This window comes from Microcoleus sp. B4-C1 (genome assembly GCF_036705285.1).
In the GTDB taxonomy this organism is placed as follows: Bacteria; Cyanobacteriota; Cyanobacteriia; order Cyanobacteriales; family Microcoleaceae; genus Microcoleus.
The window spans coordinates 50,949-65,244 of the sequence record NZ_JAUBUC010000036.1 but is presented as its reverse complement, the minus strand read 5'-3'; the positions used below and the strand labels follow the sequence as shown (position 1 = coordinate 65,244).

15 protein-coding genes, 1 tRNA gene and 1 pseudogene are annotated in these 14,296 nt (G+C 46.4%); 6 read left to right on the top strand and 11 right to left on the bottom strand.

Annotated elements, in window-relative coordinates:
* Window positions 1-386: pseudogene (locus QUB26_RS16290) on the bottom strand (photosystem II q(b) protein); the annotation flags it as partial.
* A gap of 160 nt (window positions 387-546) precedes the next feature.
* On the bottom strand, window positions 547-765 hold the full coding sequence (locus QUB26_RS16285; protein ID WP_333242773.1) for a hypothetical protein: 219 nt from the start codon (window positions 763-765) through the stop codon (window positions 547-549).
* On the opposite strand from QUB26_RS16285, the gene cofG reads away from it, so the two are divergent.
* Window positions 749-1,699, top strand: coding sequence for a 7,8-didemethyl-8-hydroxy-5-deazariboflavin synthase subunit CofG (gene cofG / locus QUB26_RS16280; protein WP_333242776.1), 951 nt, complete (start codon window positions 749-751; stop codon window positions 1,697-1,699). The genes QUB26_RS16285 and cofG overlap by 17 nt on opposite strands.
* Window positions 1,700-1,788: 89 nt before the next feature.
* Here the strand turns inward: cofG and QUB26_RS16275 are convergent, their stop codons facing one another.
* From QUB26_RS16275 to cpdA, 3 genes are all read right to left on the bottom strand, one after another.
* A complete protein-coding gene (locus QUB26_RS16275) occupies window positions 1,789-2,565 on the bottom strand; it encodes an SDR family NAD(P)-dependent oxidoreductase (RefSeq protein WP_333242780.1) in 777 nt (258 codons plus the stop codon).
* A gap of 202 nt (window positions 2,566-2,767) precedes the next feature.
* Window positions 2,768-4,246, bottom strand: coding sequence for an alpha-amylase (locus QUB26_RS16270; protein WP_333318817.1), 1,479 nt, complete (start codon window positions 4,244-4,246; stop codon window positions 2,768-2,770).
* A 191-nt stretch (window positions 4,247-4,437) separates the two neighbouring features.
* Window positions 4,438-5,217, bottom strand: a complete 780-nt coding sequence (cpdA, locus tag QUB26_RS16265) for a 3',5'-cyclic-AMP phosphodiesterase (protein ID WP_333318815.1) — start codon at window positions 5,215-5,217, stop codon at window positions 4,438-4,440.
* A gap of 176 nt (window positions 5,218-5,393) precedes the next feature.
* Between cpdA and QUB26_RS16260 the strand changes: the two genes are divergently transcribed.
* A tRNA-Cys gene (locus QUB26_RS16260) sits at window positions 5,394-5,464 on the top strand.
* 124 nt (window positions 5,465-5,588) lie between these two features.
* A complete protein-coding gene (locus tag QUB26_RS16255; protein ID WP_333318813.1) occupies window positions 5,589-6,656 on the top strand; it encodes a site-specific recombinase in 1,068 nt (355 codons plus the stop codon).
* Between the two features lie 9 nt (window positions 6,657-6,665).
* Here the strand turns inward: QUB26_RS16255 and QUB26_RS16250 are convergent, their stop codons facing one another.
* The 5 genes from QUB26_RS16250 to QUB26_RS16230 form a co-directional block, all read right to left on the bottom strand.
* The gene (locus QUB26_RS16250) at window positions 6,666-7,448 is read right to left on the bottom strand and encodes a hypothetical protein (RefSeq protein WP_333318812.1); all 783 of its coding nucleotides are present in this window, start codon (window positions 7,446-7,448) and stop codon (window positions 6,666-6,668) included.
* A gap of 247 nt (window positions 7,449-7,695) precedes the next feature.
* Window positions 7,696-9,228: a bifunctional DNA primase/polymerase gene (locus QUB26_RS16245; RefSeq protein WP_333293073.1), complete on the bottom strand. Its 1,533-nt coding sequence runs from the start codon at window positions 9,226-9,228 to the stop codon at window positions 7,696-7,698.
* A gap of 2 nt (window positions 9,229-9,230) precedes the next feature.
* Window positions 9,231-9,461: a hypothetical protein gene (locus QUB26_RS16240; RefSeq protein ID WP_333318809.1), complete on the bottom strand. Its 231-nt coding sequence runs from the start codon at window positions 9,459-9,461 to the stop codon at window positions 9,231-9,233.
* 1 nt (window position 9,462) lies between these two features.
* Window positions 9,463-11,970: a hypothetical protein gene (locus tag QUB26_RS16235; protein WP_333318807.1), complete on the bottom strand. Its 2,508-nt coding sequence runs from the start codon at window positions 11,968-11,970 to the stop codon at window positions 9,463-9,465.
* A 114-nt stretch (window positions 11,971-12,084) separates the two neighbouring features.
* Window positions 12,085-12,213: a hypothetical protein gene (locus QUB26_RS16230; RefSeq protein WP_333308340.1), complete on the bottom strand. Its 129-nt coding sequence runs from the start codon at window positions 12,211-12,213 to the stop codon at window positions 12,085-12,087.
* A gap of 254 nt (window positions 12,214-12,467) precedes the next feature.
* Between QUB26_RS16230 and QUB26_RS16225 the strand changes: the two genes are divergently transcribed.
* Window positions 12,468-12,737: a helix-turn-helix transcriptional regulator gene (locus tag QUB26_RS16225; protein ID WP_333318805.1), complete on the top strand. Its 270-nt coding sequence runs from the start codon at window positions 12,468-12,470 to the stop codon at window positions 12,735-12,737.
* Window positions 12,738-12,820: 83 nt separating this feature from the next.
* Here QUB26_RS16225 and QUB26_RS16220 read toward each other — a convergent pair whose 3' ends face one another.
* Window positions 12,821-13,498: a hypothetical protein gene (locus QUB26_RS16220; protein ID WP_333318803.1), complete on the bottom strand. Its 678-nt coding sequence runs from the start codon at window positions 13,496-13,498 to the stop codon at window positions 12,821-12,823.
* A gap of 134 nt (window positions 13,499-13,632) precedes the next feature.
* Here QUB26_RS16220 and QUB26_RS16215 point away from each other — a divergent pair, with 134 nt between their 5' ends.
* Together QUB26_RS16215 and QUB26_RS16210 are read left to right on the top strand one after the other, a co-directional pair.
* A complete protein-coding gene (locus QUB26_RS16215; RefSeq protein WP_333318801.1) occupies window positions 13,633-13,902 on the top strand; it encodes a hypothetical protein in 270 nt (89 codons plus the stop codon).
* A 46-nt stretch (window positions 13,903-13,948) separates the two neighbouring features.
* Window positions 13,949-14,272 carry a hypothetical protein gene (locus QUB26_RS16210; RefSeq protein ID WP_333318799.1) on the top strand — a complete coding sequence of 108 codons (324 nt, stop codon included), beginning with the start codon at window positions 13,949-13,951 and terminating at the stop codon, window positions 14,270-14,272.
* Window positions 14,273-14,296 lie beyond the last annotated feature (24 nt).

Genomic DNA, 14,296 nt, shown 5'->3' with positions numbered 1-14,296 from the left:
CGACCCATGTAGCAAAATACACCGATCAGGAAGTGGAAAATTACCAATTGGTAAGGGCCGCCGTTGTACAACCACTCATCGAGGGAAGCTGCTTCCCAGATTGGGTAGAAGTGAAGACCAATTGCGTTGGATGAAGGAACAACAGCACCTGTGATGATGTTGTTACCGTACATCAAGGAACCTGCTACTGGTTCGCGGATGCCGTCGATGTCCACTGGAGGAGCAGCGATGAAGGCGATGATGTAGCAGATGGTGGCGCTCAGGAGTGTAGGAATCATCAAGACGCCGAACCAACCTACATAAATGCGGTTGTCGGTTGATGTTACCCACTCACAAAAGCGTTCCCAGACATTGGCGCTTTCGCGCTGCTGTAAGGTTGTTGTCATTTGTTTATGATTGCTTTATTTGGTTTTCAATGTTCGTGACGGCTTTGTGTTCCGCCATGTAAATAAACATAAAGCTTTTATTTCAGTTTGTAAAGGCCTTTTAAGAACAGTTTTTCTTATATGTGTCATAAATTATGCTTTTTAAAAGCCAGAAGGCTTGCTATATAAGGAGTTGAAAAGCTGAATGCGGAATTTGTGGACGATCGCCCACGAAAGAAGAATACTCATAATCTACCTGGGCAACGAGATTCGGGACGGGCGTCAGTGTTAAGATAGATGAAGGGTTGCGATCGCCAACCGCAAAACTCGCACTGCACAGATATATGTTGTTGCGTAAGTCCGATCGATAAAAATCCCAAGGAATGTCTCGCACCGTCACCTACAGCCCTGCTTATACCCTCGTTCCCACTTACGAGTGTTTTAACCGCTGCACCTATTGCAATTTTCGGGCAGAACCCCTGCAAAGTCCTTGGCTAACACTCGCAGAAGCCGAAAAACAGCTCAACTTGCTGCAAACTCAAGGTGTAATTGAAATTCTCATCCTCAGCGGCGAGGTACATCCTCACAGTCAACGGCGAAAAGCTTGGTTGCAGCGGATTTACGATTTGTGCGAACTGGCACTTGCTCTGGGATTTTTGCCGCATACTAATGTGGGGCCGCTCAGCTTTGAGGAGATGGCACTGTTAAAAGAGGTAAATGTATCGATGGGGCTGATGCTAGAACAGCTTGCCCCACATTTGTTACAAACGGTTCATCGACACGCACCGAGTAAAGTGCCGACGCTGCGGCTCCAACAGTTAGAATTTGCTGGGGAATTAAAGATTCCATTCACAACTGGTTTGCTGCTGGGAATTGGGGAAAGTGAGGCAGATTGGGTGGAGACTTTAGAGGCGATCGCCCGCATTCATTCGCGATACAATCACATTCAAGAAGTTATCCTCCAGCCACACAGTCCCGGAAATCAACAAAGTTGGGACGGTGAAGTTTTTGATGCTACAAAAATGCCCGAAGTAATTGCGATCGCCCGCAGCATTTTACCTGATGAAATTGCCCTACAAATTCCGCCCAATTTAGTTGCACAACCAGACATATTGCTGGCTTGTTTAGAAGCAGGTGCTAGAGATTTAGGAGGAATCGGGCCGCGGGATGAAGTTAATCCCGATTATCCTCACCTGCAACACCAAACTTTAACAGAAATTTTAGCAGCAGCAGGATGGCAACTCGTAAAGCGTTTGCCTGTTTATCCTCAGTACGATAAGTGGCTGCCGCAGACATTGCAAACTGCTGTCAAACAATTCATAATTAGTCATTAGAAATTCTTATTTCTTAGTCCGCGCAGGCGGACTTAATTTGACAAGAAGCCGTTTCAACCGCCGAGTGATAAAAATAAACTATTGAGATTTTAAATCAAAGAACCGCCACCATCAATCCAGACTTCAGTACCTGTGATGAAGCTGGAGGAATGTGATACCAGAAATAACACTAATTGGGCGACTTCTTCGCTAGAACCTGCGGTATTATCCGTCAAAGGAATCATGTCTTGAATGGAATCAGGCGGGACTGGAATGCGATCGAGATGGCGCTTAACGGTGCTTTCTTCAATTGCAGTTAGCACCCCGCCCGGACAGATCACATTGACTCTGATTTGGCAGGCTGCGAGTTCTAGCGCCAGCATTTTTGCAAAGGCTACTTGGGCAGCTTTTGAACAAGCGTAGGCCGTTGCACCAACTTTCCTGAAACTTCTGGTGCCATTAATCGAGGATGTAATTACAATTGAACCTCCTTGTTTTTTCAGATGAGGAACAGCATACTTAACAGCCAAAAATGTTCCTCTAAGGTTGGTGTTAATTGTCCGATCCCACTCATCGGGTTCTATCTCCTCTATCGGCGACCATACACCGTTAATACCCGCATTGGCAAACAAAATATCAATTCTTTGATATTTGTCAAAAATTGTTTGAAATGCTTTTTGCATTTGCTGATAATCCCCAACATCTGCGGCAATAGCCAGCCCGCAGCCTCCTTCATTGACCAACTGGCGGACGGTTTCTTGCCCCGTTTCCAAAATGCGATCGATAATAGCAACTTTGGCGCCTTCCTTGGCCATTAAAATTGCTGCTGCATGACCAATACCCGACCCACCGCCGGTAATAACTGCAACTTTTTCTGAAAGTTTCATATTTTTTTATATAAATATTTTTTGGGGCGATCGCATAGCATAAAAATAATACTATAGAGAGGACTTTAGTCCTCACTACAAACAACTTTTCGTCATCAAAATTATGAAAGTAAAAAGTGGTTTAATGTACTAATTATAGCGGTAAGGTGTGCAGTACACACCCTACTTTAGGCAGAGGAGTACGTCAATTTTAACGCAGTTCTTACGGCTGTGGCACCCAAACCGAAACAGAACCGGCGTTACACCGAAAATCAGCCCAACCATCGTCATTAGTTGTGATTGGTTCTTGGATGTGTTCGGTGATGTCAATATAAGTTCGATTCGGCTGTCCGACTTCCATAAACTTAGTGCCATCGCCTCCGTTACTGAGTACCACAGCCATACCGCCCGGATGTTCTTCATCTCCGAGTCTCGTCCAGCCAATGGTATTGGCGTGGTCGAAGTAATCGTACTGATTGCCGTAGGAATAAGTTTGGCGCGCGAACAAGAATTTATCTACCATAAACTTATGTTTGTCTAACCAAATCTCGTATTCATTGCCATCATTTGCTGTATCCTTATAGTTAGCGCCGTAATAATCCGGGTAAAAAATGCACGGATATCCTTCGCGCCGCAGCAGAATTAAAGCGTAGGCAAGGGGTTTAAACCAAGCCTCGACAACTGATTCTAGGGATTGCAAGGGTTGCGAATCGTGGTTGTCAACCAAGGTAACGGCGAGGGCAGGTTGCTGTTGGACGAGAGTGTTATCAAAAATTGTTCGCAAATCGTAGCTATTGCCGGCCTTGCTAGCAGCGTGGAAGTTGTAGTGGAGGGGCGCGTCAAATAAGGAGACTTTACCGCCAGTTGCTTCCAGGAAGTAGTGCAAAGCTTCCACTTCGTAAGACCAATATTCGCCGACGGCAAATAGGTCGCGTTGGGCATAGTGGCGGACGTGTTCCAACCATTCTTGGAAAAATTCTGCTTTAACGTGTTTGACGGCATCGAAGCGAAAGCCGTCAACGTTTGTTGTATCGACATACCACTCACCCCAGTATTTTAACTCCCCGCTTACTTCTGGGTTGTCCATATCTAAATCGCAACCCATCAGGTAGTCATAATTGCCTTTTTCTAAGTCTACTCCTTGATCGAATTCTTTGCCTTTTAGCAGGTAAACGGCATGGTTTTCTGTGTTGTAAACGTTGTAATCAATGGCGTCAAAATGCCACCAATGCCACTCCATGCTGGAATATTTTTTGTCGCGGCCGGGGAAGGTAAAATGCGTCCAAGCTTTGATTTTTTGATATTCGCCTACGGTGTCATTCCGGTTGTCGGGATTGAAGGGTGTGGCTTCGGCTTCTTCTTCTGCATCGGCACCTAATTTGTGGTTGAGGACAACATCGGCATAAATCCGAATTCCAGCATCTTGGGCAGCTTTAATCGCGGCCAAATACTCATCTTTTGTGCCGTATTTCGTGCGTACCGACCCTTTTTGGTCGAACTCGCCTAAATCGAATAAGTCGTAGACGCCGTAACCCACATCCATACCGCCGCCGGTTCCTTTATAGGCGGGTGGCAACCACAGGGATGTAACGCCTATTTTGGCTAAATCTTTTGCAGATTTCGCTAGCTGATTCCACAGGCTGCCGTCGTCGGGGCTGTACCAGTGGAAATACTGCATCATGACGCCATTGAGTTCAGACATATATTTAGTTTTTCCTGTTTTGTAAAGTTGCTAGATATATTTTTATTCGTTGCCGCTCACTCTAGCTATGCCTGCAATCTAAAGCCTATACTTATCATAATAGATGGGGTTGCTCACAACAATCTATCTGTTGATGGATTGACAAAAAAATGTAAATTTGATAAAAATAAATTTTAGGCTATCGAAAATTATTAAAGGGGTGGCGATGCTTCGGTAACTCGCTCAACTCTGGTCTTCCAAGTACCGTCGATCGCCAATTCAAGCAATCTAAATCCCGGCGGGATTTCGTCAACTATAATCGGATGGCTTTTCGGTAAAAGTTGGAGGCAGGTGCTGGGTGTCCCCAAGTAGGTAACTAAGCCCCGCTGTTGGTGAAATTCTTGGTGAATGTGGCCGCAAAGAACGATTTTGATTTGAGGATATCGATCGACAATTGCCAAAAATTCATCGGCATTGTGCAGCATCATTCCATCCATTATTTCACAGTCGATCGGCAAAGGATGATGGTGCAAGGCAATAATAACAGGTCGATCGCCCGTTTGTTGCAGTTGAGAGTCTAGCCAATTCAAGCTTTCTGGGGAAAGCCGCCCGCCGTCGCATCCGGCTTCCACACTCGAAAGTAATAGAAATTGCCAGTTTCCTAGCATCCATGATTTTTCTGGGGAAAGAGGCGACTTATCTAATATTTGCTGCATGACTGGGATGTTGTCGTGGTTCCCAGGTATCCAGTAGGCGGGAATTCCGAGGGGGGCGATGAGGGAGACGAGGCGCTGGTAGGATTCGGGTGTTTCGTCTTGGGATAAGTCGCCTGTCAGCAGCAGTAAGTCGGGCGGCGGCTGTATCTGTTGCAAGCGATCGAGAACTGCTTGGAGGGTGCGGGTTGTTGAGAGGCCTTTCCATTCTCGATCGAGCTCTGCAAACAAGTGAGTGTCGGTGATTTGGGCGACGAGTAGGGGAGAAACTGGTGTCATGGCTGGTGTTGCGGGCGATCGATGTAGTTCTAGAATAGCCTCGGATGGGTTTTGGGGATATGGGAAAAAAGGGCGATTCCCTAGGGGATAGCTGCGCTTTACGAAATTTTTGACAGGTATGTTAAAATTTTTGAGATTTGGTGTACTATAAGAAAACGTCAAATTTCAGACGTAACGGCGGCATAGCCAAGTGGTAAGGCAGAGGTCTGCAAAACCTCCACCCCCAGTTCAAATCTGGGTGCCGCCTTTTTAAGTCATGTTTTTAAATAGCTCGAAACGGTTACAAGTCAAGGTTTAGGTGATTGTTGCGGATTGTAAATCGCACACAATCACATATAATTGGTTAGACAAAGTAGTGCAGTTTTAAGTCAGTGCCAAACAATCCAAAAATCAATCAGGCAAACGGCCGATTGAAGGCAGCCAAGACAGGGGTCTCCATTTTGCAGCGGGGCGATCGCCTTTATCTTCGGGCCGTGCTCCCCCCGCGCCCCGGTTCCAGCAAGTTATCGCCGTGCCAGCAGCAAATCGCGCTAGGCATCCATGCGAATATTGCCGGAATATCTTTGGCTGAGAAGGAAGCTCGCAAGGTGGGTTATTTGCGGGATGCTAGGAAATTTGACTGGGCTGATTACTGTGGCGGCAATTCTAAGCCGCCTGAGACGATCGCCGATTGGTTGGCGAAATTCGAGCAAAGCAAGCGAGGTGCGGTTTGCGCGACAACTTGGAAAACCGATTATCTGCAACCTTTTAATCAGTTGGCCGCAGATGAGCCGATCGCCCCAGATGTGTTTTTAAGTGCGATCTCAAAAACGACACCCAATACCCGGCAGCGGCGCCGCTTTTGTTTAGCATTTCGTCAGCTCGCTCAATTTGCGGGGATTGATTTGGACGTGAGTGATTTGCTTGGCTCCTACTCCCCGACAAAAGTACAGCCTCGATACTTACCCCCAGATGACGTTATCGCGGCTTGCTTCGACCAAATCCAGAATCCTGAGTGGCAGTGGGTTTATGGGGTAATTGCTGCTTACGGTTTGCGCGATCACGAAGCGTTTTATTTGGATTTGAGCGAGTTTCCGATCGCCCAAGTGTTAGAAGGCAAAACCGGCTATCGGCAGTGCTGGCCGCTTAGACCGGAATGGGCGGAGAAGTGGGACTTGCAGAATGTCAAGAGGCCGCCTGTTACTGGCAACTGTCATGCCGACTTTGGCGATCGCGTTTGTAAGTTTTTCGCGAGGTCGCCCGCCAATTTTTGCGCCTATGATTTGCGCCACGCTTGGGCGATTCGGGCGATGAGTTTTGGGTTAGATGTTTCACTAGCTGCGAAGCAAATGGGTCACAGCCTCGCGACACACACACAGACTTATCACTTGGCTCTCAATAAGCGCGATCAACAGCAAGCTTACGATCGCCTACTGTTAACTTATTGCGACAAACTTTGATATTTTTCTTTATTCCTCAATATGAAATATTTGATTTTTTACTAGCTGGCTATTATTGGGGCTTAAAACAACGGAATAACTATTCGGAGGTTCGTGCCACGTTAATTTTTCGCCCCAAATTTCCTCTTCTTCAAAAAGCTCTGGGCGGTGTTTATAATACCATTCTCTCGCTTCTGGCCACCACTTCCAGGCTTGCCAAAATCCATAAGGAATAATAGATCGAAGAACGTAAAGCCCTTTCTCTTCCGGTATGTCATTGTACTTTCTTTCCCACTGTAGTTGGCACGGCGCAGCGTATTTGAGTTTTGCGAAAAACCACGTTTTTTCTATAGGAATCTCAACCTGATTATTGTGGCAGCGCAAAGGTAAGTCTTCTGCAGCGGCAAATCCTTTGTGCTGCCACCCTGACCAGTCAAGGACTTCAATATAACGGTCATCCTCAAAGGGTCGGCAATGAAGTTTGAGTGGGAGTTCCTCAGCTTGGATTTGCAATGGGTCGTCATACCATCCAAGCACCGTGTCGCCGTACTTGTTGCTAGAGTTCTCCAGCCAAAAAAGTCCGGGCACATAAGTGTATCTTTTTGTTATCCAATTGGCTTCTTTTGGCAAGTCGATTGTTAGTAGGTATTCTTCGATCGACTTTTTAATAACGTTGCGAGGCTCTTCTTTTTTCCATTGATTAACTATCTTTGTTAATTGAGCCTTCCCAGCGGTTTCGGTATATTTTCCAGAAAGGACTTTTGAAACCGCTGCTACAAATTTTCCCCGATTGGTTGATACTGTATTGTCCATAGTGGTTGTTCTGTTTCTTTTGTGTACAGTAAAACTCTGCCAAAAGTATCCGAAAAATCGGACGTTTTTAGACTCTGATCGTTTTTGCTTTTCCTTTCCCCGGTTTGATTAGAAATTTTTTTGAAGCCTTGGCATTTAGCTGTGGGTTTTGACTTTTCTAAATCTCTTGAAATCAAGAAGTTAATTAAGTAAAACTTATTGTCTAAAATTTTGGCCTCGGCTGTTTCCAAGTATAAATTTCTCTTATCTATTTTTGTGCCTGGATGCGGCTCCTTCGGCGACGGGCTGAAACTAGCCTATGCTCCAGCAAATAGATGTTCGGATGAGGTTTCCACCAGTTATCGTGTAAGAATAGCAAGCCATCCTCCGCGCACAAAGCGGCGGGCATTCCCTTCAATTGCGGCAGTTTTTCGAGCAACTGCTTTTTGACAATTGGGGGAATTCCCGATCGCTTTTGTTGAACTGGTGTAGATTCCAAACGATAGGAGTTTGAGAGGTGTCGGCTAACAGTTGCCGGAGATACTTCCCGATTGTTGGCGATCGCCTCTTGACTCCCACCGTAGAAATTAAATCCCGACTCGCAATAAAGAAAACGAGAGCCCCTTGCCAGTACCCGCGCCGGTAATTCGCAGGTGTGAAGAGCCCCCGGCTGCACAATGCGGCTGGGAGTTTTTTCAGGGTCTAATCCCTGAGCTTTTATCTGTTCGATTTCCTCCTGACGTTTGCAGTAGAGTGAAAGCTTTTGCTGATTTTGAGCTTCGATTTCTGTGGCGAGGATGTGCAGCGAGCTCAGATCATCTATATCAATGGCGGCGATCGGGCCGATTTTTTCCAGGCCGGCGATCACAACAACTTTTTCAAAACTTGTGTAGTAGACCTTTACCCAGTCCCCTTTCTGATGAAAGTTGCGGATAAGACCCGACTTTTTGGCCTCACATAGCAAGCGGCGCACCCGATGTTTGGAGCGATCAAGTATTCTGCTAGCTGCTAACAGTGTGAATGTTCCAATCCCTGAGCCCTTGGATTTCCCCCCGTGACGGTGGCGCGATAAATCGAAGCGACGCGCTAACAACCAGATCGACATCTGGCGGCCAAAATGGGAGAACAATCGGGCGGGAAATCTGACTAAATCCAATCCATCATCATTGACCTCGCTGTACGTTTCACGGTTGGCGGTAATACGCTTAGTCTTCTGTATCCGTGAATTATCGTTTGCCTTCTTGCTCTGCTGACTTTCACACAATTCAACCAACCATTCAGGGGCTTGAAGCGGTGGAGATTGTAGTGGATTATTTATCCAAAGATACGGCTTGCCCGTGTCCGGATGGATGGATGGCGGCAATACGCTTTGATGACCTACCCAACGAAATTCTAGGCACTCTTTTTTGCCGTCATCTCCTACGACACCGGTGAGGATTTTCTGATATCTAACTCGCTCCCAAGCGGCTTCCGGCACCCAAAAAAGGCACTGCTTTCTACCAGGGCGGCCGCTAGTCCATGCGGTTGTTTTCGAGAAATCGGAGAGGTCGTTTTCCCCAGCTAACTTTTCGAGTAGTTTGGCAGCGGATGGGCCGTCAATATCAATCGCTAGAAATCCCTTGCCAAGCTTCAATCCCAAACCTGTCGCCCTGCCGCTCTCTAATTCTGCGAGGGATGAAAGGCGATCTAAATCGGTCTTTGTCCAGTTTGTTCGTATAGGCCGCTTACCCACGACTGGCTCTACAATCCAGTCGGGCGGGTAAGTTAATAGGGATTCACTGGCGGTCAAAGTTTTTTGCATAGCTAGCGAATCTCCCCCTCCTTCAGAAAATATTGGATAAGGGGCCGGAGATTCCATTTATAGGTAGCTCGCATGGAATTTGTGCGCCGAATATCGCGACAGTGGCGACCTAACTTAAAGGTGCCGTCAGTTTTTAAATTGAGTAAATGATTTCTGCTAATTCCTAATTCATAAGCTGCTTGGGATGTAGATACCCAGTCGCTTGATAGTGGTCTGCCTAGTGGTTTTTGCATACTATTTCTCACCACGGCTAGCGCTACTAAGATTTGTTAGGGTTCCGATAGTGTGTTCTTGTGGTGAATTGGGTTCTTCTTCATATTCTTGGGGCCACATTACCCATGCCGTTGGTAATCCTGTCACAGATACGTCTAATTTTTCAATAATTCCTTTTTTCTCTGGAAATTTATTCCTAATCACCGAGTCGCCGATTCGGCTGGTTACAAAATTGGCAATATCCTTTAGTCTGGTTTCTAGTGTTCTGATATCTGCTCTTATTGTTTGTATCTTCTTCTCATTTTTGGTTCGTAGTAGTTCCTGCGTTAATTCCTCTAACTCATCTTCAGTCTTCTTTTTTCTTGTTGTAATGGCTGAGTTGATATCTTGCTTTAGAGATTGGATAGATTGAATAGCTGGTGCTGATTCTAATAAGTCGGTACTTTCTCCAGTATCGAGATCGAGTGCTAATTGACCGGGGCAAAAATCTTCTACTTTGTTGATAACTCCTCTCACCCAGTTGACAATTGCTTCTTCGTTGTTTAAGTCGATATCGAAATCAACCTCGGTGCATCTCGTAAACATTTCCTCTTTCTCGTTGGCGATGTCTATTGCTATTGCTCCACCATTGGGGGAGTGAAAAAAGAAATTCCATCCTCGCCAGTGACCTTTGAAAAATCCTTCCAATTGATAGGGGACAGGTATAAATCCATTGCTTGCCAGTAATTCTTTCCATGAATCGAAGTGCGCTGCGGTGTCCCCTGGGCTTGCGATTTCGGAGTTATTTTCTAGTAAGAAATCGGGGTGCGCTGCGGTGTCCCCTGGCGTTGAAGTTTCGGGGGTATTTTTGAGTAAAAATTCAACGACTTCTGAGGACGCCAGGGGCGAAGCTGTACACGCTGTATTTACTATTGCTTCTATAGCGGCTTCAGCTTCGGCTAAGCGTTCACGTAATTGCTGGTTTTCTGCTACTAACGTGTCTGCATTTCTGGCGTTGAGTGTGGCAAGGAATTCAAAATGCAGCACCCAGACTAGCTTGTCTTGACCTTCAAAATATGTGTCGATAAATTCTTGTGTTGTGGCAACCATGCCGCCTTCCTCTTGCAGGTCGGTGGGTGACATTTCTGACAAATACTGTTGGTATGGGCGTTGAGTAAGCTTGATAAATCCTAGTTCGCAGCCGCCACGGTGTCGCCCTTTGTCTAGTGCTGGGATGGCGATATTTTCGTCAAAGTATCGAATGAAATTTTTGGCATAGTCATCTTGCCACGCGCGCCGGGTTTGCGTTTTTCTGCCGGAAGTCAATTCGTTGATTGTCCGACTAAAGCTTATTCCCATAGCTTTAGGGGGTTTGGAAACTTGCGGAAATAATTGATTTAAGCTGGCAATCAAATCGGTGACAAATTCCTTTCCTTGTTGCTCTGGGAGTTCGATCGCCTTTGACAACACCAACGTCTTCAAATTCGCGGGTGTAGCCAGTCCTTCCAGTAGCTCCCCTGCGAATTTGTCCTCCCAGGATGCCATGAAATCGATCGGGCTTAATTCGTGGGAGTAAGGGGATAGGGTTAAGCCGGCAGGCCACTTGTTAGAATATATTAGGTCTTCTTTTTGAAAATAGTAATAGGTCTGTTTTGTGGTATCCCAGCTTAAATCGGCTTCCCAGTTAGTATTTTTTTGCTCAGGCTTAATCAGTTCCATTTCGGCATAGGCAATCAAACTTGGGCTGTTTTGCCCATCAATCATTACCAGTGTTTGTTTACCTTCCTTCCAGGTGTAAATAGTTCCCTTTTTACCTTGCAAGCCTTCTGCATAAATCAATACTCTGTCACCCTTGGCGGCGACGCTGCCTTCTAACGGGTTAGCAGGTTTCTCTTTGTCAGTTAAGATTCTTAATTCTGTTGGACGGTAGGGCACGGATTTATTATTTCCGTAATAATGCTCTACATAAATCAGCCCAGCCTTATCAAGATTGGTGACAATGCCTCTGTCTTTTTTGATAGGTGATATTGTTTCGACTTGTACCCCTTTGACGAATCCCAGCTTTTGAATAGCACTTCTGAAATCCTCTGAACGTTTGCCTGAAATTTCAAATACGGCTATTTCTAGATGCTGCTTTGTAGGCTTTTTCCCTTCGCCTTCTGCCAGTTTTTGAGCGTACTCAATTGCTCTCAATTTGTCGTCAATATCTTCTACAGCTTTTAAGGGTCGCAGGTGTGAGGATGGGAATTTGAGGGTTACTTCTTCACCATAGTTCTCCGAGATGCGGGCCTCTAATTGCGATCGCACTTTTGCATCTTCGATCGCCTGGTAAGCCGTGCTGCTGGATTTGCCGAATTCGCTTTGACAGTAAGATTCAAAGCTCCGATATCCCAATACTTTGTAAGCTTTCTGCTCACGAGCGGCGAGCAGCATATTGCCTAAGCTGTCGAAGTTCTCCTTGATTTGCTGGGTTACTGTTTCGGCTTGCTCCCGCGTCATGTCGGCGGGGCGAGTTGGTGGTGATATTGGTTTACTGGTTGCCGTGACCATAGCGGGCATCCTTTTGTGTGTAAGGGAGAGGGGGGAGGAAGCGATCGCCCTCTGTGTAGCGATCGCTGGAAGCCATTAGTCAAATGCAATGAAAATCTCAGCGCTCGAACTGTTTTACATGGGAATCACCTCCTGAATGTGAGGCTCGCGCCGACCGCTTCCCGGTGGTGGCGGAGTATCTGGCGTGGCGGAGAAATGTAAGCAAAACCCGACAATCAAAACCAGCGAAAAGGCTTTTGGCATCGTTGCTCGGTAAGTGGGGGGTGAGATACCTTTCCCTCGTTTGGGGTGACTCAAGATACAAGGGTGGTAACCCCGGATTCTTCGGCGAACGAATGCCCGCAGGACTTATATCGCTCAGTCCGATCGATCTCGTCGGTTTGAAACTTATATTTGAGTCAGCAGACCGTGGACGCTAATCACCGGCCTGCTGTTTTTTGTCCTTTACGGGAACTAACGGAAAAACACTTGCGTTTTTCCGTTAGTTTTACTATACTATGACACAAGAAAGAAAACAACCATTAACTCCTGTGTTCTTACGAAGACGAGTAAAACTAACGCAAAGACAGGCTTCTGACCTTATTGGGGTGAGGGAATCAACTATCAGCGAATGGGAAAGGGGTATTTCCTCTCCTCATGTGTTATTGGTTCCTAAGATTATGCAGACGTATAACTGCACCGCCGATGAAGTTGTTCAAGCATTTGTAGAGTTGAACTCTCACCGTACTGAAAAAAAGATATTGGCTGTACCGAACCTTGAAAATTAAATAGTTCAGCCTCCCCGATCGCGCTGATCGGAGAGGCTGATGTTCCACCTATTCGTTTGTCTAGTGCTATTGTCTAGCGCTGTCTAGTGTGGGCGGAACGAACTCAAAAATGTTTGAGCATTCTGTGGGTAGGGAGTTGTCACCCAAAGTGAGTAAAAGCGATCACCAACAATGATTTGCCTCATTACCGTGGGTGGTACATTGACATCTCTATGTTGTAAGTGGATCTCCACTCCTGGATTCCCATTTAGCCCAAAACTTCGCTTGCCGACAACTCTAAACTCTTCAAGGTTAAGATTGTCGGCAACATTTTCTAGAAATACCTGCTTCCCTTTATCACTGATGAGTTCGGAATTGCGAAAGCTCAATTGGCGTCTGATGTTGTAAAACTCATTCGCCGTCGTCACGGAGAAGGTCTGCTCTTGGGAGTTTCCTTTTTTCTCGACGGCACCTGGAACCAGAACAGAAAACCGCGCTTGTGGATCTGAAAGCTGGCTCCAGCCATTCTGAACCTGTGGCTGAGTTTGAGGCACTGCAACTATGGCTGGTCGGACTATAACTGGTTGCCTGTGGATTAACACTGGCTGATGGATGGTCGTTACTGTCGCAGGAATTATATACCGAGGCTGGCTTTCGGCCCAGGTATTTAGATTCTGAGCTATCCGTTCCAACTGATCGGGGCGGCCAATGAAGTAACCCAGCGCCATCCAGCCTGCCACACCAAACCATTTGCGCCATTCGATTCGTCGTTTGAGGTTCATGTTAAACCTGGTTTTTCTAGAGTTTAAGCGATTTAAGCGATGGGCGAAACCGCGCAACCACCGAAGTTTCTGTCAAAAGTGTCCGAAATTTCGGACAGTTTCCAAGACTGACGACACCTACCAGAGGGGACGCAATGAAAAGATGGCATCGCTTTTACCGGGATTTTCATATCATTTTGGTGTGGAAGAATACTAAACCTGTTCCAGGTCACGGCTTCTCTATTTGGTCGCCGCTAGACCCATGTCCTGGTAAGTCAGAATATGGCAGGGTGATGGTACACAACTCCTCGCAACCCTTTGGAAGTCGAGAATCTGCACTTCTTGCTGCTCAGGGAATTGTGGATAAAATGATTTCCTTGTCACCAACGGAATGGCAACCCCACATTGATACAGACTCTGGCTGATTTTCCACTTGGCCAGAGCGAAAATAATTCCCGTCAAACCTAAAAAGTGTCCGAAATTTCGGACACTTTTGGTTTTGGGACTCAGATTTTAGATTTTGAGGCTCGCTTCACCGCCTCTCCAGACTTGCGGGTGACGCCGCAAGATTACGCTCTAGCCAAGCAACCGGGCGATCGCAACGTAGATCCTGCGATCGCCCTTCCTTCACCAGCTCTTACCGATTATACCCTATGGCAAAAATCAAGCTCAAGAAATATGAACAGGCTCTGGCATTCCTCCCAGGATGCAGGGGACTCGACAAATTGGTGCTCTATGACAATCTCAAAACTTTGGGATACCGCTGGAGTACGGGCGATCGTAAGTGGTCGCTGATGAGGTGAGATATGGCAGATTTTC